Source organism: Pseudomonas sp. NPDC089401 (assembly GCF_044749485.1).
In the GTDB taxonomy this organism is placed as follows: domain Bacteria; phylum Pseudomonadota; class Gammaproteobacteria; order Pseudomonadales; family Pseudomonadaceae; genus Aquipseudomonas.
In genome coordinates this window covers 295,184-315,796 of the sequence record NZ_JBIVIA010000002.1, presented here as the reverse complement: position 1 = coordinate 315,796, position 20,613 = coordinate 295,184, and the positions used below count along the sequence as shown (strand labels likewise).

The 20,613-nt window shown below is 64.4% G+C and carries 24 protein-coding genes and 1 tRNA gene; 13 read left to right on the top strand and 12 right to left on the bottom strand.

From position 1 onward, the window contains the following. Nucleotides 1-208: 208 nt before the first annotated feature. A complete protein-coding gene (locus ACIP21_RS05595) occupies nt 209-715 on the top strand; it encodes a disulfide bond formation protein B (RefSeq protein WP_400684963.1) in 507 nt (168 codons plus the stop codon). Between the two features lie 231 nt (nt 716-946). Further along, nucleotides 947-1,417, top strand: coding sequence for a sigma D regulator (gene rsd / locus ACIP21_RS05590; RefSeq protein WP_400684961.1), 471 nt, complete (start codon nt 947-949; stop codon nt 1,415-1,417). Between the two features lie 9 nt (nt 1,418-1,426). Here the strand turns inward: rsd and ACIP21_RS05585 are convergent, their stop codons facing one another. Then, nucleotides 1,427-2,092, bottom strand: a complete 666-nt coding sequence (locus ACIP21_RS05585) for an FKBP-type peptidyl-prolyl cis-trans isomerase (RefSeq protein ID WP_400684959.1) — start codon at nt 2,090-2,092, stop codon at nt 1,427-1,429. Between the two features lie 224 nt (nt 2,093-2,316). Here ACIP21_RS05585 and ACIP21_RS05580 point away from each other — a divergent pair, with 224 nt between their 5' ends. Beyond that, nucleotides 2,317-3,327: an AlgP family protein gene (locus tag ACIP21_RS05580; protein WP_400684956.1), complete on the top strand. Its 1,011-nt coding sequence runs from the start codon at nt 2,317-2,319 to the stop codon at nt 3,325-3,327. On the opposite strand, the gene ACIP21_RS05575 is transcribed toward ACIP21_RS05580, so the two are convergent. Beyond that, nucleotides 3,303-3,785 carry a TIGR02444 family protein gene (locus ACIP21_RS05575; RefSeq protein ID WP_400684954.1) on the bottom strand — a complete coding sequence of 161 codons (483 nt, stop codon included), beginning with the start codon at nt 3,783-3,785 and terminating at the stop codon, nt 3,303-3,305. The two genes, ACIP21_RS05580 and ACIP21_RS05575, sit on opposite strands and share 25 nt — an antisense overlap. Nucleotides 3,786-3,835: 50 nt before the next feature. Between ACIP21_RS05575 and ACIP21_RS05570 the strand changes: the two genes are divergently transcribed. From ACIP21_RS05570 to ACIP21_RS05550, 5 genes are all read left to right on the top strand, one after another. Continuing rightward, nucleotides 3,836-5,746 carry an ATP-binding cassette domain-containing protein gene (locus tag ACIP21_RS05570; protein WP_400684952.1) on the top strand — a complete coding sequence of 637 codons (1,911 nt, stop codon included), beginning with the start codon at nt 3,836-3,838 and terminating at the stop codon, nt 5,744-5,746. 211 nt (nt 5,747-5,957) lie between these two features. Then, on the top strand, nt 5,958-6,590 hold the full coding sequence (locus ACIP21_RS05565) for a LysE family transporter (protein ID WP_400684950.1): 633 nt from the start codon (nt 5,958-5,960) through the stop codon (nt 6,588-6,590). A gap of 110 nt (nt 6,591-6,700) precedes the next feature. Continuing rightward, nucleotides 6,701-7,159, top strand: coding sequence for an aminoacyl-tRNA deacylase (locus ACIP21_RS05560; RefSeq protein ID WP_400684947.1), 459 nt, complete (start codon nt 6,701-6,703; stop codon nt 7,157-7,159). A gap of 61 nt (nt 7,160-7,220) precedes the next feature. Then, nucleotides 7,221-7,463, top strand: coding sequence for a DUF2789 domain-containing protein (locus ACIP21_RS05555; protein ID WP_400684945.1), 243 nt, complete (start codon nt 7,221-7,223; stop codon nt 7,461-7,463). Nucleotides 7,464-7,533: 70 nt separating this feature from the next. Next, nucleotides 7,534-8,172 (top strand): NADH:ubiquinone oxidoreductase subunit N, encoded by a 639-nt coding sequence (locus ACIP21_RS05550; RefSeq protein WP_400684943.1) that lies wholly within the window; start codon nt 7,534-7,536, stop codon nt 8,170-8,172. Between the two features lie 7 nt (nt 8,173-8,179). Here ACIP21_RS05550 and ACIP21_RS05545 read toward each other — a convergent pair whose 3' ends face one another. The 8 genes from ACIP21_RS05545 to ACIP21_RS05510 form a co-directional block, all read right to left on the bottom strand. Continuing rightward, on the bottom strand, nt 8,180-8,617 hold the full coding sequence (locus ACIP21_RS05545; RefSeq protein ID WP_400684941.1) for a CBS domain-containing protein: 438 nt from the start codon (nt 8,615-8,617) through the stop codon (nt 8,180-8,182). A gap of 178 nt (nt 8,618-8,795) precedes the next feature. Then, nucleotides 8,796-9,266, bottom strand: a complete 471-nt coding sequence (locus ACIP21_RS05540; RefSeq protein WP_400684938.1) for a DUF805 domain-containing protein — start codon at nt 9,264-9,266, stop codon at nt 8,796-8,798. 21 nt (nt 9,267-9,287) lie between these two features. Then, the gene (locus ACIP21_RS05535) at nt 9,288-9,644 is read right to left on the bottom strand and encodes a DUF4190 domain-containing protein (RefSeq protein WP_400685873.1); all 357 of its coding nucleotides are present in this window, start codon (nt 9,642-9,644) and stop codon (nt 9,288-9,290) included. Nucleotides 9,645-9,831: 187 nt separating this feature from the next. Next, a complete protein-coding gene (locus ACIP21_RS05530; protein WP_400684935.1) occupies nt 9,832-11,562 on the bottom strand; it encodes a dipeptidase in 1,731 nt (576 codons plus the stop codon). Between the two features lie 150 nt (nt 11,563-11,712). Beyond that, nucleotides 11,713-12,036 carry a hypothetical protein gene (locus ACIP21_RS05525; RefSeq protein WP_400684932.1) on the bottom strand — a complete coding sequence of 108 codons (324 nt, stop codon included), beginning with the start codon at nt 12,034-12,036 and terminating at the stop codon, nt 11,713-11,715. A 57-nt stretch (nt 12,037-12,093) separates the two neighbouring features. Then, on the bottom strand, nt 12,094-12,624 hold the full coding sequence (locus tag ACIP21_RS05520) for a DUF5384 family protein (protein ID WP_400684929.1): 531 nt from the start codon (nt 12,622-12,624) through the stop codon (nt 12,094-12,096). An 11-nt stretch (nt 12,625-12,635) separates the two neighbouring features. Next, the gene (locus ACIP21_RS05515) at nt 12,636-13,139 is read right to left on the bottom strand and encodes a hypothetical protein (protein ID WP_400684926.1); all 504 of its coding nucleotides are present in this window, start codon (nt 13,137-13,139) and stop codon (nt 12,636-12,638) included. Nucleotides 13,140-13,350: 211 nt separating this feature from the next. Next, nucleotides 13,351-13,427, bottom strand: a tRNA-Arg gene (locus tag ACIP21_RS05510). A gap of 241 nt (nt 13,428-13,668) precedes the next feature. On the opposite strand from ACIP21_RS05510, the gene ACIP21_RS05505 reads away from it, so the two are divergent. The 5 genes from ACIP21_RS05505 to ACIP21_RS05485 all read left to right on the top strand — a co-directional run bounded on the left by ACIP21_RS05505 (nt 13,669) and on the right by ACIP21_RS05485 (nt 17,726). Beyond that, on the top strand, nt 13,669-14,418 hold the full coding sequence (locus ACIP21_RS05505; RefSeq protein ID WP_400684923.1) for a GntR family transcriptional regulator: 750 nt from the start codon (nt 13,669-13,671) through the stop codon (nt 14,416-14,418). Continuing rightward, on the top strand, nt 14,415-16,139 hold the full coding sequence (locus tag ACIP21_RS05500; RefSeq protein ID WP_400684920.1) for a fumarate reductase/succinate dehydrogenase flavoprotein subunit: 1,725 nt from the start codon (nt 14,415-14,417) through the stop codon (nt 16,137-16,139). The genes ACIP21_RS05505 and ACIP21_RS05500 overlap by 4 nt, the downstream gene beginning before the upstream one ends. A gap of 73 nt (nt 16,140-16,212) precedes the next feature. Continuing rightward, nucleotides 16,213-16,458, top strand: a complete 246-nt coding sequence (locus ACIP21_RS05495) for a ferredoxin family protein (protein ID WP_008096634.1) — start codon at nt 16,213-16,215, stop codon at nt 16,456-16,458. Between the two features lie 27 nt (nt 16,459-16,485). Next, entirely contained in the window at nt 16,486-17,451 is a 966-nt protein-coding gene (locus ACIP21_RS05490) for a HEAT repeat domain-containing protein (RefSeq protein WP_400684917.1), read from the top strand. Further along, nucleotides 17,451-17,726: a DUF971 domain-containing protein gene (locus tag ACIP21_RS05485; RefSeq protein ID WP_400684914.1), complete on the top strand. Its 276-nt coding sequence runs from the start codon at nt 17,451-17,453 to the stop codon at nt 17,724-17,726. The genes ACIP21_RS05490 and ACIP21_RS05485 overlap by 1 nt, the downstream gene beginning before the upstream one ends. Nucleotides 17,727-18,022: 296 nt before the next feature. Here the strand turns inward: ACIP21_RS05485 and ACIP21_RS05480 are convergent, their stop codons facing one another. Further along, complete coding sequence (locus ACIP21_RS05480) at nt 18,023-18,886, bottom strand: ABC transporter ATP-binding protein (RefSeq protein WP_400684911.1); 864 nt, start codon at nt 18,884-18,886, stop codon at nt 18,023-18,025. After that, a complete protein-coding gene (locus ACIP21_RS05475; RefSeq protein WP_400684908.1) occupies nt 18,883-20,478 on the bottom strand; it encodes an ABC transporter permease in 1,596 nt (531 codons plus the stop codon). Before ACIP21_RS05475 ends, ACIP21_RS05480 begins: the two co-directional genes overlap by 4 nt. Nucleotides 20,479-20,613 lie beyond the last annotated feature (135 nt).

The window sequence follows — 20,613 nt, the reverse complement described above, 5'->3', positions numbered from 1 at the left end:
GGGCCCGTGCTGATGCACGGGCCCTTTGGCTGGGTAACGGATCATGTGATACAGGGTTTTTCGTCGCCTGTTCTTTTGAGAAGTTTCCCACAGCTAGGATGGAATCTTTCCTTGCCCTTCAGCGACTTGTCGCTGCCGTAGTGCCTTGAAACAAAGCAGTCGTTTCCTCTACCGTTTCAAACCACTTCATCTCCGGACATCGACGCCCATGCTGCCGGCCCGTCTGCGCACATTTTTCGTTCCTGCCTGCCTGGCTGCACTGGCGGTGCTGGGAACGTCTTTCCATCTGCAATTCCTGCTCGGCCTGGTGCCTTGCCCGTTGTGCTTCAGTCAGCGCGCGTTGCTGGTGGTGTATGCCGCGGTCTGCCTCGGCGCGGTGCTGCATGCGCCTGGCACGCCTGGCATGCTCCGCTACGCGCGGGCGGCACTGGCCCCTGCGGCAGCCGGCGTGCTGCTGGCCGGGCGGCATGTGTGGTTGCAGGGCAGCAGTGGTGACAACCCGGTATGTTCCCTGCCACTCACCCATGTGCTTGAACAACCCTGGCGTGAAGCGGCCCGGCAGTTGCTGCTCGGCGGGCCGGACTGCAGCGCGCTGACCTGGAGCTTTCTCGACCTGACCTTGCCGGAGTGGAGCCTGCTGGCGTTCCTGCTGCTGGCGGCGCTGCCCTTGAGCTACCTGCTGGCGTATCGTTTCCGCAGCCTGGGCAGCCGTTGACCCACGGCAAGCGAGCGGCCATGGCGCGACCAGTGGTGCCATGCCCGGGCATTAAACACTTGTATGAACTTTGTCGCCTGCGTACCTTGAAGGCCAGCACGCGCGGGAATAATCTCCCAGCACGCATACCGAAAACACAACTGCTCGATGCCGTCCTGCTGATGTCACCTTTGTGCTGCGCGGTCGTGGTGCGAGGTGCAGCGGCATCTACCCAGAAGGGAAGAGATCGCCATGCTCGATAGTTGTCAGAACGCCCAGGAACGCTGGGGTGGGGTTCACAAGCTGATCGACCGTTGGCTCGAGGAGCGCGAGGAGCTGGTCCAGGCTTTCCGTACCTTGCGCGACGCCAGGCCGGCCTTTGCCGACAAGGACAAGAACCGCGATTTCTGCGCGGTCCTGGTCGACTATGTTTCTGCGTGGCACTTCGAGGTCAGCGAGCAACTGGTCACCGAAGCCAAGGCATTCGGCGATCAGAAGGCGCTGAAGCTGGCCGAGGAAATCAACCCGCGGATCAACGACATCACCCAGATCGCGCTGGCGTTCAATGACCATTGCGAAAAGGGCGAGTGCAAGGACACCGAACGCTTCGCCGAAAAACTCGGCAAGCTGGGCAGCTTGCTGCACGAGCGCTTCGAACTCGAAGACTGCCTGATCGAGGTGCTGCATAACGCCCACAAGGAAGAGGACGCGGTCGAAGCGTGACGCCTGGCGTCAATCACCGACCGCGAGCAATTCGATCTCGAATACCAGTGGCGTGTAGGGCGCGATCAGGTCACCTGCGCCCTCGGCACCGTAGGCCTGCGCCGAAGGGATCACCAGGCGCCAGGTCGAGCCCGCCTTCATGTGCGGCAATGCCACCTGCCATCCCTCGATCACCGAGTCCAGGCTGAACCACTGGGGCTGCTGGTTCTGGTCGAACACCGAGCCATCGGGCAGTTTGCCCACGTAGCGAACCTGCACCTTGCCACCGGCTTTGGGCTGCGCACCGTCACCCCCTTTCAGTTCGCTGTACAGCACCCCTTCGGGCAGTTCGTGCACGCCTGCGCGTGCCCGCTCATTGGCCAGGAAGCGGGTTTCCACAGCTTGCAGCCTGGCCGTCTCGTCCTGCTGTGCAGTGTCTTTGGCCTGCTCTTCGTGCTGCTGCAGGATCGTCTCCATGCGTGCCTTGTCGAGCCGCAGCGGCTGGCCCTGGTAAGACTGGCGCAAGCCCTCGACCAGTGCATCCAGTTGCAACCCGGGCATTTCCTGGCGCAGGCGTTCACCCAGGCTGGCGCCCAGGCTGTAGGCCAGGTCGTGGTCGTTGGCAGGGGCGGGATCGGTGGCGGCCAAGGTGAACGGCGCCACCAGGCACAAGCCGAAAACAAGATGACGAGACATGCTCAACTCCGGGCACGGGAGCCGGGAATTATGCCAGCGTTGTTGGCCGGGTATGTGTAAATATCAGCAACGATTTTTCAAGCAACTACACTTGCACGGAGCTGCAAGATAACAACTTTGCCCAGGCATGCAACGCGGCGCATTCATTACTGTCCACATGCCCTAGCGGCGGTAGCAGCAGAAGCATAGTATGAGCCGCAATCTCGTCAGCCAGGAGGTAAACCATGTCGGCCAAAAAGAAGCCAGTAAGTACGCCGTTACACCTGCTCCAGCAACTTTCGGGCAGTTTGCTCGAACACTTGGAAGATGCCTGCTCGCAAGCGCTGGCTGATGCGGAGAAACTGCTGGCCAAGTTGGAAAAGCAACGGGTCAAGGCCCAGGAAAAACTGCACAACGGTCGCCTGAAGTTGCAGGACGCGGCCAAGGCCGGTAAAGCCAAGGCTCAAGGCAAGGCACAGAAAGCGATTGGCGAACTCGAGGGTCTGCTCGATTCGCTGAAAGAGCGTCAGACGCAAACGCGCACCTATATCCAGCAACTCAAACGTGATGCCCAGGAAAGCCTGAAGTTGGCCCAGGGTGTCGGCAAGGTACGCGAGGCTGCTGGCAAGGCGCTGGACCTGCGCGCCGTGGCTGCCAAGGCGACGAAACCGGCTACTGCCAGAGCCCCGGCCAAGGCTGCCGGCAAACCGGCTGCGCGGACCACTGCGGCCAAGGCCGCTGCCAAACCTGCAGCCGCGGCCAAACCTGCAGCCAAGGCTCCAGCCCGCGCCGCAGCCAAGCCAGCCGCTGGCAAAACCGCAGTTGCCAAGGCCGCGGCCAAACCAGCCGCCAAGCCCGTCGCTGCCAAGGCACCCGCCCGCGCTGCCGCCGCCAAGACGGCTGCTGCCAAGCCTGCCGCCAAACCAGCAACGGCCAAGCCTGCTGCCAAGCCGGTAGCGGCCAAGGCGCCGGCCAAAACCGCTGCCGCCAAACCAGCTGCTGCCAAGACACCGGCCAAACCGGCTGCCGCCAAACCCGCAGCCAAGCCCGCCGCCGCCAAGGCGCCGGCAAAACCGGCCGCGGCCAAGCCAGCAGCGAAACCCGCCGCCAAGCCAGCTGCCGCCAAACCGGCCGCCAAGCCTGCCGAAACCAAGCCAGCCACCCCAAGCGCCAGCGCGCCAGCGAGCAACTCGGGCGCTGCCTCGGCTCCGGCTTCCGCCAGCACCCCCGCTCAGGCGCCGTCTTCGGCTTCCTGATGCCCAGCGGCTGCGACGCGCAACTGCTCCAGCGCGTCGTGGCCGAGGGTCTGGTCCGGTGCCAGCCGGGCCAGCCAATCGTCCTCGGGCTGCCCTGAGCCCGTTGGCCACGCTTGCGCACAGGCTTCGAGCCGCTGCAGCAGCTGTTTCTCCGCCTGCAACTCCATCCCCTTCACCTGCTCACGCAAGGCCGCCAGGTGCGGGTCGTGCTGTGCGGCCGTTCGCCACTGCTGGCGCAAGGCGCGCAGTGGCGTGACGACGTCGCGTTGCCAGGGGTTGGCAATGTCCCGCAAGGCCTCGGCCCGCTCGGCAGTGAAGGCCACCGCGCGCGCCTGCAGCCAGGCCGCACACAGCAGCAGGCAGACATCGCCGCCCAGTGCCTGAAGGTCCAGGCAGGCCGTTTCGACACCCGGGCGGGCATAAAGCGCCAGGGCGTGATTCCACAGGTCGGTGTGCATGATTCCACTCACGCTGAGGGCCGAGGAAGCTGGTAGACTCCGCGACCACTATGATCAGACTATCCAACCTCACTTTACAGCGTGGTCCGCAGCGCTTGCTAGAAGGCGCCGAGATGACCCTGCACGCCGGTCACAAGGCCGGCCTGATCGGCGCCAACGGCGCCGGAAAATCCAGCCTGTTCGCCTTGCTGCGCGGTGAGCTGTCGCCCGACGGCGGCGACTGCCTGATGCCCGGCGACTGGCGCATCGCCCACATGCGCCAGGAGGTCGACACCCTCGACCGCCTGGCGGTGGACTATGTGCTCGACGGCGACGCCCGCCTGCGCAAGGTCCAGGCCGAGCTGGCCGCCGCCGAGCAGGCCCATGACGGCACTGCCCTGGCACGCCTGCACAGTGAGCTGGACAGCGCCGACGGCTATACCGCCGATGCCCGCGCGCGCAAGCTGCTGGCCGGCCTGGGCTTCAGCAACGAGCAGATGGACCGCCGCGTCGGCGACTTCTCCGGTGGCTGGCGGATGCGCCTGAACCTGGCCCAGGCACTGATGTGCCCGTCCGACCTGCTGCTGCTCGACGAGCCCACCAACCACCTGGACCTGGATGCGATCCTGTGGTTGGAGGAGTGGCTCAAGGGCTACCCGGGCACGCTGTTGCTGATCTCCCACGACCGCGACTTCCTCGATGCCGTGGTCGACCATGTGCTGCACGTCGAGCAGCGCAAGCTCAACCTGTACAAGGGCGGCTACAGCGCCTTCGAACGCACCCGCGCCGAACGCCTGGCCCAGCAGCAGCAGGCCTACGAGAAGCAGCAGGCGCAGCGTGCGCACATGGAAAAGTACATCGCCCGCTTCAAGGCCCAGGCCACCAAGGCCCGCCAGGCGCAGAGCCGGATCAAGGCCCTGGAACGCATGGAGGAGCTGTCGGCGGCGCATGTGGACTCGCCGTTCGACTTCGTCTTCCGCGAGTCGCAGAAGATTTCCAGCCCGCTGCTGAGCCTGTCCGAAGGCCGCCTGGGCTATGCCGACAAGGCCATTCTCGACAAGGTCAAGCTGCAGCTGGTGCCGGGTGCGCGCATCGGTTTGCTGGGCCCCAACGGCGCCGGCAAGTCGACCTTGATCAAGAACCTGGCCGGTGAACTGCAACCCCTGTCGGGCCGCCTGGTGCGCGGCGAGAACCTGGCCGTGGGCTACTTCGCCCAGCACCAGCTCGACTCGCTGGACGACAAGGCCAGCCCGCTGCTGCACCTGCAGCGCATTGCCCCGACCGAGCGCGAGCAGACCCTGCGCGACTTCCTCGGCGGCTTCGACTTCCACGGCGACCGTGTCGATGAGCCGGTGCTGAATTTTTCGGGTGGTGAAAAAGCCCGCCTGGCCCTGGCGTTGATCGCCTGGGAACGGCCGAACCTGCTGCTGCTCGACGAACCGACCAACCACCTGGATCTGGAAATGCGCCTGGCGCTGACCATGGCCCTGCAGGAGTTCGCCGGCGCTGTGGTGGTGGTATCCCACGACCGTCACCTGCTCAAGAGCACCACCGACGATTTCCTGCTGGTGGCGGACGGCAAGGTGGAAACCTTCGACGGCGACCTCGACGACTACAGCCGCTGGCTGGTCGACTACCGCCAGCGCAGTGCCCCGTCCAGCAGTGCCCCGGTCAACCCGGACAAGACCGACAAGAAGGCCCAGCGCCAGGCAGCTGCGGCCTTGCGTCAGCAGCTGGCGCCGCACAAGAAGGCGGCCGACAAGCTGGAAGCCGAGCTCAACCAGGTGCATGCGCAGCTGGCCGAGGTCGAGGCGGCGTTGGCTGATGCTGGCGTGTATGAAGCGGCGCGCAAGGATGAATTGCGCGACCTGCTGGCGCGGCAGACCAAGCTCAAGCAGCGCGAAGGGGAGCTGGAGGAGGCCTGGATGGAGGCCCTGGAAACCCTCGAAAGCATGCAGGCTGAGCTCGAGGCGTTGTCCTGATCCATTGAGGTCTCCTGCACCGGCCCTTTCGCGGGTAAACCCGCTCCCACAGGGATGTCGCAAGTCTCAAGACCTGTGGTGAACCTGTGGGAGCGGGTTCACCCGCGAAGAGGCCGGTACAGGCATTGGAAAAGCCCGCAGAATTTACTGGTTATTTTTTCACCAACCCCTTAGCTTAACGTTTTGCAATAATTGTTGAGCGAGGTGTGTGATGTCGATGGAAGTGTGGTTGGGCTTCTTTGCCGCGTGCTGGGTGATCAGCCTGTCGCCGGGTGCCGGGGCGATCGCCTCGATGTCCAGCGGGCTGCAGTACGGTTTCTGGCGGGGTTACTGGAATGCCCTGGGCCTGCAACTGGGCCTGATCGTGCAGATCGCCATCATCGCCGCCGGCGTCGGCGCCATCCTGGCAGCGTCCGCCACGGCCTTCCAGGTCATCAAGTGGTTCGGCGTCGCCTACCTTGTCTACCTTGCCTACAAGCAGTGGCGCGCCCTGCCGATGGACATGGCCGACGAATCTGCCGTGCGCCCGATCGGCAAACCGCTGAGCCTGGTGTTCCGGGGCTTCCTGGTCAACGTCAGCAACCCCAAGGCGCTGGTTTTCATGCTCGCGGTGCTGCCGCAGTTCCTCGACCCGCACAAGCCGCTGCTGGCGCAGTACATCGCGATCACCGTGACCATGATCAGCGTCGACATGCTGGTGATGGCGGGTTACACCGGGCTGGCTTCGCGGGTGTTGCGCCTGCTGCGTACACCCAAGCAGCAGAAGCGCCTGAACCGTACCTTTGCCGGGCTGTTCATTGGTGCCGCCACCTTCCTCGCGACCCTGCGCCGGGCGCCGATCTGACAGACCACAGGTCGGCCATTCGCTGTTTTTGCGTGCGTAGCCGAAAGTTTAGCCCTGCCCATGCTGGCAAAGCCTAAAATGGGTGTTGGGGGCGAAACCGGAGGTGCATCATGCGAATGGCCAAGACCCTGCAGCAGCGCCTGGACCAGGCCAACTGCGATTACGACATCATTCCCCATCCCCACTCGGCCACCAGCCTGGAGTCGGCGCGCACGGCCGGGGTGCCCGCCGAACGGGTGGCCAAGTCGGTCATGCTCGACGACCGCCACGGCAACTACATCATGGCCGTGCTACCGGCCAACCGGCACATGGACATGAGCAAGGTGCGCATGACCGGCGCCTGGCAGATGACCCGCGAAAGCGCCTTGCCGATGCTGTTCGGTGATTGCGAGCGCGGTGCGATCCCGGCGATGGGCGACGCCTATCAGATAAAAATGCTGCTCGATTCGAGTCTTACCCGCCAGGGCGATGTCTACCTGGAGGCGGGTGACCACGATCACCTGATCCACATGAGCATGGAGCAGTACCTCAAGCTGGTACCGCAAGCCGAAGTCCGCGAGCTCTGCTGATGGGCTCCAACCAACGCCGGGCCGGCGTCGTGGACGGCCTGCCCGGCACCCAGGAGGAACCATGGAAGCGCCGATCCATCCATTTGCCGAACTGTTCAAGCAACTGGGCCTGCCGGACGATGCGCAGAGCATCGACCAGTTCATCGCCAGCCACTCGCCGCTGAGAAACGAAATCAAGCTGGTGGAAGCGCCGTTCTGGACCGATTCCCAACGCGCTTTTCTCAAGGACAGCATCATCGAGGATGCCGATTGGGCAGTGCCCTTCGATCAACTCAACGAGGCGTTGCGCCGCCCTCGAAAATAAAGTGCCGAGCGGCACCTGACGAGTGATTGGCCGTTGCTATGCTCAGGAAAAACAAGACGGGGATAGCGTGATGAAAGATCCCTACGCACCAGGTTTCTGGTGCTCCGTGACGATCCTGGGCACCTTGACGGCCAGTTACTTCTACGGCATCCGCCAGACCCAGCAGATGAACCAGGCGGTGCAGTTCCTCTATGCCGCCGCTGCCGTCACTGCGGCGGTGGCGCTGCTGGCCTTGACCTGGATTGCCTGGCAGCACTTGCAGCTGAACAAGCGCGAAGTGATCCAGGGCCGAACGTTGCTGACCATCTGGAACACCAAGGTCGCGCTGCGCCGGGTCGAAACGGTGTTCGACCGTTATTTCTGGGGCAGCTACTGGCACTCCGGGCGCACCTTCGAGGAGGTGATGGGCGAGCTCAAGGGCACGCCGCTGGAGCAGAGCCTGGAGGCGCTGAAGCGCCAGTGCCGGGCCCTCGACCGGGAAATCCACGACCATCAACACCACTGGCTGGCCAACGCCCGCGACCTGTCCAGCGTGGCCACGGCCATGGCCCGCGAGCGTTATCAACTGGACTTGTGCGAGCCGTCGAGCAGCGGCCATGGCAACACCGCCGTGCTCAACCGTGACCTGGAAGTGCTGGTCTACACCTGGTCGGCGCGCCTGCGCAGTTTCGACCATCAACTGGACGAACTGGAGCGCGCCTACCACTGAGGCACGGCTATTCGCCGCGGATGTACTGTTGCAGTTGCTCGATCAGGTTGGCCTGCTCGGCGATGGTTTCCTTGACCAGGTCGCCGATCGACAGCAGGCCCAGCAGCTTGCCGTGCTCGACCACGGGCAGGTGGCGCAGATGGCGGTCGGTCATCTGCTGCATGCAGTAATCCAGGTTCTTTTTCGGGTCCACCGTGATCACCGGCGCACTCATGATCTCGCGCACTGGCGTCGCGGCCGAGGAGCGGCCCTTGAGCACCAGCTTGCGGGCATAGTCGCGCTCACTGACGATTCCCACCACCTGCTGGTTCTCGACCACCGGCAGGGCACCGACGTTTTTTTCCGCCAGCAGTTTCAGGGCGTCGAGCACCGAGTCATCCGGGCCGATGGTGTACACGGTCTGGTGCTGGGACTTGGTCTTGAGGATTTGTTCGACGGTCTTCATACGGGCCTCTGCGGGTGGAAAAGACGAACGCTTGGAGTAAATAAAGCATCCGGCAGGCCGACCTGCACGGCAATGCAGGAAACGGCATCGAGTCGATTGAAAAACGTCATGGCTCAGGGCGCCTGGCACAAAAAAAGGCAGCCCGCAGGCTGCCTTCGCTGTTTCGCCGACGATGCGCTTATGCGCCGGTCTTCGGGTCTGGACCGAAGCGGTTGTCGCCGCGGGTACCGTCCTGGATCATGAAGATCAGGTTGACGATCGGTACCAGCATCCACCAGCCACTGTGGTCATTGTCATGCAAGCGGCGTACGCCGACCGCGATGGTCGGAATGAACACCGCCAGGTTGTACAGGCCGCTGATCACTTGTGGCGAACCCACCATGGCTTCGACATAGGCGAGGGCGAACAGGATCAGCGTGCTGATCAGGACGAACAGCCAGTATTCCTTGCGACGGGCGCGGCCCTTGAAGGTCGCGTATTTCTTCATCACTTCGAAGAATACATTGCCGAACGTGATCGGCGTGTCGTTGGCCACGGCGGACGATGCCAACCCGGCACCGCTGGCAACCTGGGTTGCACCGCAGCCAGGGCAGCTCACTGCCGATTCGTGGATCTGTTTGGCGCAGCCACGGCAGAACACCATGCTCATATGTTTTCCCTCACAGTTTGATTAACTTGCAGATAGTCCGATGAAGCAGATCAGCGAGACGCCGGCCATGACCACGCCGGCGATCGCCAGGCCGTTGCCGGGTTTCTTCTGGCTGATGCTGACGATGCCCATGATCAGGCTGATGCTGGCGAACATACCCAGGCCGAGCACGGTCTCGCGGTCCCATTCACTGTCATCGAACAGCGAAAGGAGGCAGATGATGCCCAGGATCAGGGACGTGATCCCCAGCCACGGCGATTGGCCACCGCTGGCTTGGGTGTTTGCGGACTTTGCGAATTGAGGGGCGCCACATTGTGGGCAGGTGTGTGCCGAATCGTGCAGCTGACGAGCGCAGCCGCGGCAAAAAACCATTGCCATTGCGAGTCCTTTCGAGCGTTCCACGAACGCGTCCCTGATCGATGTTCGTTGCCGCTGGCGAGAGCGGCCGGCGCGGAGGTTACCAAATATTTCGCTGATGGCGAAACAATGGCGTCAAGAAATTACAGATTAAGGTTTGCCAATGTAGAAAAGGCGCCGTGAGGCGCCTTGGTCATTGGCAAGCTGATCAGAGCTTGGGCATCTGCCCGATCCGCGCCACCATCTCGCTCACCACCTGCAAATCGAGCAGGAACTGCTCCACGGTCTTGAACTCGTTGTCATTGTGCCCGGTGTACTTGACGTCCGGCATGGCCAGGCCGAACTGCACGCCATTGGGCAGGTCATGCACCGAAGTGGCGCCGGCCGAGGTGCCGAATTCATGCTTCATGCCCAGGTTCTCGCTGGCCACATCAAGCAAGGCCTTGACCCATTCGCCTTCGGGGTTGCGGTACATCGGTTCGTCCAGGCTGTAGTCGAAGGCCACCGAAGTGTGGCTGCGGCGGGTCCACTGGCCCAGCTTGTCGGCGAGCTGGCCCTTGAGCGTGGCCAGTGGCTTGCCTTTGGGGATGCGCAGGTTGACCGCGAGCTTGAGGCCTTTTTCGTCCACACCGACGAAGGTCAGCGAGGTGGTCAGCGGCCCCATGAAGCTGTCCTGGAAGCCGATGCCGAGCGTGTTGCCCAAGTAGTCCAGGCCCCAGTTGTCGGCGGCGTAGCGGGCGGCATCGGTGAAATGGTTGTGCTTGAGCGGCACCTGCTGACCCAGGCCGTTGAGGAAGCCGAGCATGCGCGCCACCGGGTTGATCCCGGACTCAGGCTCCGAGGAGTGGGCCGAGACGCCGGTTACCGTGAGCACGACCTGCTTGCCCTCGACCTTGGCCGCGATGCCGAAGTCGTTGCCATTGCGCTTGACGTAATCGGCGCCGGCCTTTTCCAGGCGCTTGGCGAGGTCCGCCGGGTTGTCGGCCACCAGGGTCGCCACCGAGGTGGTGGGGATCTGGTTGGTGGCCAGGCCGCCGGTGAGGTTGACGATTTCCGCGCCCTTGCCGCTGGCGGCACGCTTGCTGAAACTGGCCATGACCGTGCCGTAGCCTTTTTCGGCGATCACCACTGGGTAGCCGCCGTCCAGGGCCAGGTTGTAGTCGGGGGTCGGGTTGCGCTCGAAGTAGTAGGGGATGGCATCGCCGCTGGTTTCTTCGGTGGTGTCGATCAGCAGCTTGATCTGCCGGGCCAGCGGCAGGTTTTCATCCTTGGCCACCTTCAGGGCGTACAGCGCCACGATGATGCCGTTCTTGTCGTCCTCGGTGCCGCGGCCATACATGCGGTCGCCGACCAGGGTGAGCTTGAACGGGTCGAGGCGGGTGCCGTCGGCCAGTTTCCAGTTGGCCGGGTTGACCGGTACCACGTCCGCGTGGGCGTGGAGGCCGACCACTTCCTTGCCTTCGCCGAGGGAGATTTCGTAGACGCGGTTGTCGATGTTGCGGAAGGCCAGGCCGAAACTATCGGCCAGGGCCTTGATCCGGTCGGCGATCTTCAGGAATTCGGGGTTCTCGTGCTGCGGCACGCCGTCGACGGCAACGGTGGGGATGGCCACCAGTTCACTCAGGTTGGCGGTGGCGGCCTTGGCGTACTTGATGCGGGTGTACAGGCCCAGCAGGCGGTTGATCTCGTTCTGCTGCTCGGCGGCGAGTGGCTTGCCGGCCAGGAAGGTGTCGAGGGTGGCAGCAAGGCCATCGGCCTTGGCCAGGTCGCTGCCCTTGAGCTTGCCGAGAAACTGCTTGAAGTCGGCCGGGTCGCTGCCGTCGAAGGCTTTGACGATGGCGGCGGACTGTTGCTGGGAGAGGTTGGCCTGGGCCGGCTGGGTGAACAGGCCGAGGCTGGCCAGGAGCAGGGCGGTGGCGCTGAGTTTGTTCAAAGGCATGGTGTCGCGCGTTCCTTCGCAAGCAGTTGTGAGGGAATTCACGCTAACACCATTGGCCTCGGTGCGGGAGTGGCACGCGTGCGCCATGTCGCACAAATGAAAAGGCCCAGGCAGCGGGCCTGGGCCTTTGGCAACGGTGCCGCGACCGGATCACAGCCCGTTGGGCAGGAACCTCGTGGCGCCACTGACATCGTCGATCTTCTTGATCCGGAAGGCCTTGATGCAGGTTTCATTGCGGGTGTTGCTGTCCGGGCAGTATTGCTGGACGAAGTCGTTGAAGGCCATGTCCTGGCCGTTCACGCTCAGCACGCGCTTGAAGTATTCGCCCTGGATCCCTTGCGCCTGGCGCGAGGTGGTCATTTCCTGGTCGACGACCAGGCGACCGTGCAGGTCGACGCTGGGGAACTTGGCTTCTTCCTGCAGGCAGCCGCTCAGCAGCAGGCCGGCCGCAGCCAGCATGATCAGACGTAGCATGGTGTTGCCTCTGCAATGGGCTGCCCCGGCCAATGCACGGGGCAGCACCCGGGATGGTTACTCGCCGAACAGGCCGCCGGCGCGTTTGACTTCCGCCTTGCCGGCGTCTTCCAGCAGCGACTTGGCACCGGAAGTGACGTTGCGTGCGGAGTCGGCGTTGGACTGGATCACGTCGGTGCGCGCGGCGCTGTCACGCAGCTCGGCATCGATGTAGTCGTTGGAGCGTGCGACCTTGGCCTTTTTCGCTTGCAGGTTCAGGCGTCGCTCTTCCAGTTCCAGGGCACGCAGGTCGTCCTCGTAGGCTTCTTCGCGGGTCTGCACACGCTTGCGCTCGGTGGCTTGCGCCTGCTGTTGCTCGGCGGCGCGTTGCGACGCGGCGCGCTGGGCTGCGGCGCGCTGCTGGCGGGCAGCGGCTTCGCGAGCCTCGGCACGTTGCTCGGCGGCAGCGGCCTGGCGCAGGCGTTCGGTTTCCAGTGCGGCCTGGGATTGCTTGGTCTGCTGTTCGATCTGGTAAAGCTGATCGAACTGGCCCGCTGTGGCAGTGGCGGCGGCAAGCGCGAGGGCGGAGCCCAGAACAATGTGCTTCATGTGCTCAGGCCTCAGCTCTTTTTCGGTTCTGGGCAAGTTGCGTTCGGCTGGATGCGGGTCTCGTTGGAGATGGTCATGACCATCAGCGAGATGCCACCGACTTCGAAGTCGCATGGGCGGCCGACCTGGGCGGAGGTGTAGATCTTGCCGTTTTCCGAGTAGCCGATCAGCACGCCAGGCACCAGCGAAGTGTCGCTGACCAGCGAGCCGGCCATGGCGCCGGCGCCGGCACCGGCCACACCGCCGATGATCCCGGTGTCCTTGTTGTGCTGTGCCCCCAGTGCGGCACCGCCCAGTGCGCCGAGTACGCCGCCGACCATCATCGCGGCCTTCTGGTTCTTCTCGTTGCTGACTTTGATCTTGGTCGGCGAGACCGTGATGATCTTCACGGTCTTGGCTTCCTGCTGGGTGTTCACCTGGCTGGCATCGAACACGTCGGATTGGTATTGCTCACCGGTTGCCTGGCAGCCCGCGAGTGTTGCGACGATGGTCAAGGCCAGACAGTGCTTCAGCATTTTCATTCCTAAATCCCTGGAGGGTGTGGGTAACCGAATGACGATCCGTTGGGATACGGCATAGTGCCATCATTTTAAGCAGATGGATCCAATCAGGTAAAGCCAAAGGAACTAAGCGCTGTTCTGGTTGTCGCGAATCGCGATAAGAAAATGCCTGCGGATGAGTGCCGCAGAAACGACAAAGCCCGCGCATGGCGGGCTTTGGGGGATGTGGCGCACTCGGCGGGATTCGAACCCACGACCCCTGCCTTCGGAGGGCAGTACTCTATCCAGCTGAGCTACGAGTGCAACGCGCAGGCATCATACCGATCTGATCCGGTGGCGTCCATTGCCTTGATCTATGGGTGTTTTCCCCCTGTGATCTGTGCTGGCCTCTTCGCGGGCAAGCCCGCTCCCACAGGGGCCGGTACAGGCCGCCACAAAGCCATCTATCCATATGCGATATCGGTATTTCCTTACAGATTCTTATGCCCTCTATTATCTGGTCACAACTTGTTATAACAAGTCATCCGATCAGCGAAGAGATCCCATGGCCGAATTGCTCCCCCTGTCCCCGGTACCGCTCTATACCCAGCTCAAGGAACTGCTGCGCGAGCGCATCCTCGACGGCAGCTACCCCCCGCACAGCCGCATGCCCTCGGAAAGCGAGCTGGGCAAGGCCTTCGACGTCAGCCGCATCACCGTGCGCCAGGCGCTGGGCGACCTGCAGAAGGAAGGGCTGATCTTCAAGATCCACGGCAAAGGTACCTTCGTCGCCAAGCCCAAGGCGTTCCAGAACGTCAGCACCCTGCAAGGCCTGGGCGAGTCGATGACGCAGATGGGCTACGAAGTGATCAACCGCCTGCGCAGCTTTCGCCATGTGCCGGCCAATGCCCTGGTGGCGGCGCGCTTGCAGGTGGAAGAGGGCAGCCTGGTCACCGAGATCCGCCGGGTGCGGCTGATCAATCGCGAGCCGGTGTCGCTGGAGCTGACCTGGTTGCCCAAGGCCGTCGGTGAAAAGCTCGAAAAGGCCGACCTGGTCACCCGCGACATCTTCGTGCTGCTGGAAAACGACTGCGGCATCGCCCTTGGCCATGCCGACCTGGCCATCGATGCGGTGCTCGCCGACAGCGACCTGACCCAGGCACTGGAGGTAGAGGAGGGCGCGCCGATCATGCGCATCGAACGCCTGACCCACGCCGCCGACGGCACGCCACTGGACTTCGAGCACCTGTACTACCGCGGCGATGCCTTCCAGTACCGCCTGCGCATCGACCGTCAGAAGGGGAGCAAGGCATGAGCATCGAGACCCAGGACTACGACATCATCGTCATCGGCGGTGGCACCGCCGGGCCGATGGCGGCGATCAAGGCCAAGGAGCACGACAAGCGCCTGCGCGTACTGTTGCTGGACAAGGCCAACGTCAAGCGCAGCGGCGCCATCAGCATGGGCATGGACGGCCTGAACAACGCGATCATCCCCGGGCATGCAACGCCCGAGCAGTACACCAGGGAAATCACTGTGGCCAACGACGGCCTCGTCAACCAGGCCGCCGTGCATGCCTACGCCACGCACAGTTTCGAGACCCTCGAGCAGCTCGACCGCTGGGGCGTGAAGTTCGAGAAGGACGAAACCGGCGACTACGCGGTGAAGAAGGTCCACCACATGGGCGCCTACGTGCTGCCCATGCCCGAGGGCCATGACATCAAGAAGGTGCTGTACCGCCAGCTCAAGCGCGCCCGGGTCGAGATCAGCAACCGCATGGTCTGCACCCGCGTGCTGCTCGATGGCGAAGGCGCCGCTGCCGGGGTGCTCGGTTTCGACTGCCGCAGCGGCGAGTTCCGCGTGGTCCGCGCCAAGGCGGTGATCCTCGCCTGCGGCGCCGCCGGGCGCCTGGGCCTACCCTCCTCGGGCTACCTGATGGGCACCTACGAGAACCCGACCAATGCCGGCGACGGCTACGCCATGGCCTACCACGCCGGTGCCGAGCTGGCCAACCTCGAGTGCTTCCAGATCAACCCGCTGATCAAGGACTACAACGGCCCGGCCTGCGCCTACGTCACCGGCCCCCTGGGCGGCTACACCGCCAACGGCAAGGGCGAGCGCTTCATCGAGTGCGACTACTGGAGCGGGCAGATGATGTGGGAGTTCCACCAGGAACTCGAAGGCGGCAACGGCCCGGTGTTCCTCAAGCTCGACCACCTCGCCGAGGAAACCATCCAGAACATCGAAGAGATCCTGCACAGCAACGAGCGCCCCAGCCGCGGCCAGTTCCACGCCGGGCGCGGCACCGACTACCGCCAGCACATGGTCGAGATGCACATTTCCGAGATCGGTTTCTGCTCGGGGCATTCGGCCTCGGGGGTGTGGGTCAACGAGAAGGCCGAGACCAGCGTCCAGGGGCTGTATGCCGCCGGTGACATGGCGGCGGTGCCGCACAACTACATGCTCGGCGCCTTCACCTATGGCTGGTTTGCCGGTGTCAACGCCGCGCGCTACGTGGCCGGGCGCGAGCTGGCCGAGGTCGATGCCGTGCAGGTCGAGCGTGAGCGGGCGCGGGTGTTCGCGCCGTTGCAGCGCGAGCATGGCCTGCCGCCGGCGCAGGTCGAGTACAAGCTGCGGCGCATGGTCAACGACTACCTGCAACCGCCCAAGGTGACCAAAAAGATGGAGATCGGCCTGGCGCGCTTTGCCGAGATCGAGCGTGACCTTGAGCAGATGAAGGCCAGCAACCCTCACGAGCTGATGCGCGCGATGGAGGTGGCGGTGATTCGCGACTGCGCCGAAATGGCGGCGCGGGCCTCGCTGTTCCGTGAGGAAAGCCGCTGGGGCCTGTACCACCACCGGGTGGACTTCCCCGAACGCAACGATGGCGAGTGGTTCTGCCATTGCCACCTGAAGAAAGGCGAAGACGGTGAAATGACCAGCTTCAAGAAAGCGGTCGAGCCGTACTTGATCCCCCTGGATGCCGAAGAGCAGACCGCCTATGACCGGCTGCGCGTGAAAGCCGACGCCGCCTAGGCAACACCCCACAGGGATTCCTTGTCAGCCCTCAGATAAAGGGTGCCCATGAAGGCCCCCGAGGAACCGTGAGATGGCCTATCAGCCCCAAGAAATCTTCTTCCGCAGCAGCGCCCCGGTCACCATCGACGAAGACAAGTGCATCGCCGAAAAAGGCTGCACCGTGTGCGTCGAGGTCTGCCCGATGGACCTGCTGGCGATCAACCCGGCCACGCAGAAGGCCTACATGGCCTTCGACGAATGCTGGTACTGCATGCCCTGCGAGAAGGACTGCCCCACCGGCGCGGTGAAGGTCGATATCCCCTACCTGTTGCGCTGACCCATACCTGCCATTACGGATTGCGCCATGACCCAACGATCCACTGACAACCCCGACATTCTCGAACTGCTGCCGCGCCTCGAGGCTGCCGACGCCGGTGTGCGGCGCATCGCCCTGATTGCGCTGGCCGACCTGGAAGACCCGGATGCCTTGCCTTGGTTGACCGATGCCTTGCTGGTCGACGGCACCGACGAAGTGCGCGCCGAAGCGGCACGCTTGCTGGAGGCCTGGGAGGAGCCGGAGGTGGTGCAGGCGCTGTGCGCCGCGCTGGCCGATTCGGCCGAAGCGGTGCGCCTGGCGGCGGCGCAGAGCCTGAGCGAGCTCAAGAGCCCCGAGGCCGGGCAACTGATCCTGCCGTGGGTCGGCCATGCCGAACCCTTCGTCCGTGCCAGTGCCCTGCGTGCCCTGCGTGAGCTGCGCCTGGAGGACGCCGCGCAGCCAGCACTGTTGGCGCTTGAGGACCAGGATGCCGCAGTGAGGCGTGAAGCCGTGGGCATTCTGGGGTGGCTCAAGCATGAGCCGGCAATGCCTGCCTTGGCACGGTTGGCCGAGCATGAGCCCGACACCGATGTTCGCCGTGCTGCCATCGGTGCATTGGGCCTGGCCCGCGACAGCCAGGTGTTGCCCGCGCTCGTTGGCGCCTTGACCGATCCGGCCTGGCAGGTGCGTGAGGAAGCCGCCACGACGTTGGGCAAGGTCGGCCATGCACACGCCGGCCCGGCCTTGATCGAAGCGCTTGCGGACGGTTTCTGGCAAGTGCGCCTGCGCGCCGCCCGCTCATTGGGCCGGCTGCGTCATGCCCAGGCGCTGGAGGCGTTGACCGAGCTGCTTGGCCATGGCATTGCCAACCTGCGCAAGGAAGCGGCGCTGGCACTGGGCGAACTGGGCCAGGCCCGTGCATTGGCTGCGCTGCAAGCGGCCGAGGGAGATAGCGACCCGGAAGTGCGCAAGGCGGTGCGTATTGCCCTGGCGCAATTGCGTGGGGTGGCCTGATGGACGCCCCTGCCGCGATTCGCAACCAACGGGGGCCTGGGGTGCTGGCCTTGCAATGGGGCGATGCCGAGGCAGTCATCAGCCATGCCCGCCTGCGCGGCGCCTGCCCCTGCTCGCAGTGCCGGGCAGCGAGGTTGCAGGGGCGGGTGTCGCTGGTCTCGGACGATGTCCGCATCGAGCGGGTGGTGGCGCAGGGGTATGGCGTGCAGCTGGTGTTCAGCGATGGGCATGAGCGGGGGATCTATCCCTGGCAGTATCTGCGTGATCTAGGCTAAAGCGCAGCCCCTGTGTGAACAACGCCATCTCTGTGGGAGCGGGTTTACCCGCTCTCATAGAACAACACACAACTCATTGATTTAGCAGGGCCCTGTGGGAGCGGGTTTACCCGCGAACACCGGCGAAGCCGGTGCCATGCACCGCGTCGCCTTCTTCGCGGGTGAACCCGCTCCCACAGGGTAGGCGACGCGCTTGCGAATTCTGTTCTCTGCGCGACATCCCAGCCCATCGGGCTGGGTCATCTCCCACAGGGGATCGCTGCAGTCTTCGGTAACTGGGCAATCCAACGGGGTCGTCAAAGTGCGATCAGCTCAGGCCTCAGGCCCTCGACCCGGCGCGCCGGCGGCGGCAGGTATCCACCATCACCGGTGATCTGGTGCAGCACCTGTTCGCGCAACCCATGCAGGGCCACCCCCGTGCGCAGGCGCGGATGCGGCAGGTCGATTTCCACCACCGACTTGATCCTCCCCGGGCGCGGCTCCAGCACCACTACCCGGTCCGCCAGGTAGGTGGCCTCCTCGGCATCGTGGGTCACCAGCAAGGTGGTGATGCCGGCCCGTTCGCGAATGGCCAGCAACTCGTCCTGCAATTGCTGGCGGGTCAGCGCATCGAGCGCGCCGAATGGCTCATCCAGCAACAGGATGCGCGGGCTGGCCACCAGGCCGCGGGCGATCGCCACGCGCTGCGCCATGCCCCCGGACAGCTGGTGCGGGTAGGCCGATTCGAAACCGACCAGGCCCACCAGTTGCACGAACTCATGCACGCGGCGGGCACGTTCGCCTTGGGTCAGTTGCTCGTTGACCAGCCCCAGGCCGATGTTCTGTTCCACCGTCAGCCAAGGGAACAGGCGATGCTCCTGGAACACGATGCCGCGCTCGCCACCGATGCCGCTGACCGCCTGGCCGTCGACGCGGATGCTGCCGCTGTAGTCGGTATCCAGGCCCACCAGCAGGCGCAGCAAGGTCGACTTGCCACAGCCCGAAGCGCCGACGATGGCGATGAACTCGCCTTGGTTGATCGCCAGGTTGAAGTTGCGGATGGCTTCCAGCGGCTGGCCATCGACGCTGAAGACCTTGCCGACCCCTTCGAAGCTGACCAGTGGCGGGGTGGTGTCGGCCTGGTTGGCCGCGAGCAGGTGCGAGGTGTTGAAGGCGTTCATGCGGTTCTCCAGCGCGTGGCGCGCGATTCGAGGCGGTGTCCGAGGTTGCCGAGCAGGGCGCCGACCAGGCCGATCAGCAGCATGGCGGCCATCGCCTGGTCCATGCGGAACAGTTGCTGGGCGCCGATCATCAGGCTGGCGATGCCGCCGTCCGAGGGCATGAAGTATTCGGCGCCGATGGTGCCCAGCCAGGCATAGATCAGCGACAGGCGCAGGCCGGCGAAAATGGCCGGGGCGGCGCCGGGCAGCAGCAGCAGGCGCAGGCGCTGCCACAGGTTCAGGCGCAGGGTGCGCGCGGCTTCGCCCAGTTGCGGCGAGAGGCCGGCGATGCCGCGTTGGGTGGCGATCAGCAGCGGGAAGAATGCGGCCAGGGCGACGAACACGTTCTTGGCCCCTTCGCCCAGGCCGAACCAGGCGGTCAGCAACGGCACCCAGGCGAACAGCGCTACCTGGCGCAGGGCCGACAGGCTGGGCCCGAACAGGCGTTCGGCCGGCTGGGACAGCCCCAGCAGCAACCCGGCCAGCAGGCCGGCGCCGCCGCCCAGGGCCAGGCCGGTCAGGGTGCGTTGCAGGCTCAGCAGCATGGCCTGTGGCAGTGAGCCATCGGCCAGCCCGGCAAACAGGGTGCGCAGCACATCCAGCGGCGAGGTGAGGATGTTCGGGTCGATCCAGCCAAAGCTGTTGCTGGCCTGCCACAGCGCCAGCAGCACCGCTGGCAGCAACAGGCTCTGCCAGCCACGGGGCACGGGCCCGCGCTGCTGTTCGCCGGTGGCCGGTTGCGGCCAGAACAGCAGGCGCTTTTCCAAGGCCGAGAAGCTGCGCTCCAGCAGGGCGCCGACCAGGCCGATCACCAGGATGCACAGCAGCACCAGGTCGAGCATGAACAACTGCCGGCCCCAGACCATCAGGTAACCGATGCCTTCGCTCGAGGCCAGCAACTCGACCGCCAGCAGCGATGTCCAGCCGGTGGCCAGGGCCAGGCGCACGCCGGTGAGGAAGGCGGGCAGGGCGGCCGGCAGCAACAGGCGCAGGAACAGCAGGTGGCGCGGCAGGCGCAGGGCGGCGGCGGCCTCGCGCAGCTTGGGCTGGGCATCGCGCACGCCGACCAGGGTGTGCAGGGTCACCGGCACCACCACCGCTTTGACCAGCACCACCAGCTTGAGCAGTTCGCCGATGCCGAAGAACAGCATGAACAGCGGGATCCAGGCCAGGGTCGGGATCTGCGCCAGGGCCACGAAGGTCGGCAGCACCAGGGTTTGCGCATGGCGTGACGTGCCCAGCCAGGTGCCGAGCAGCAAGCCGCTGCCGATGCCCGCCAGCAGCCCCCAGAGCAGCCGCTGCAGACTTATCCACAAGTGCCCCCAGAGCTCGCCGGAGCCGAACTCCAGCGCGCTCTGCCACACCAGCGAAGGTGCCGGCAGGATCTGTTCGTTCATCCAGTGCGGCCGGCTCGCCAGCACCCACAGCAGCGCAACCAGCACCGGCACCACCCACGGCAGCCAGGCAATGACACGATCGTTCCAGGAGCGGCCTTCAGCCGCGAATGGACCGCGCAGCGGTCCTCCCCGATTCCTGCTCAGAACTCCATTCATCGCCCATCTCTCGATCTGTTCCAATCTTATTCACTTATGGAATTAAAAAATTCAACAAGTAACTTTCAAGAGATAAGAGCATGCGCTCCCTGCATACGGAAGCCCCCATCCATTGCGTTTTCCTCATATTTTCCA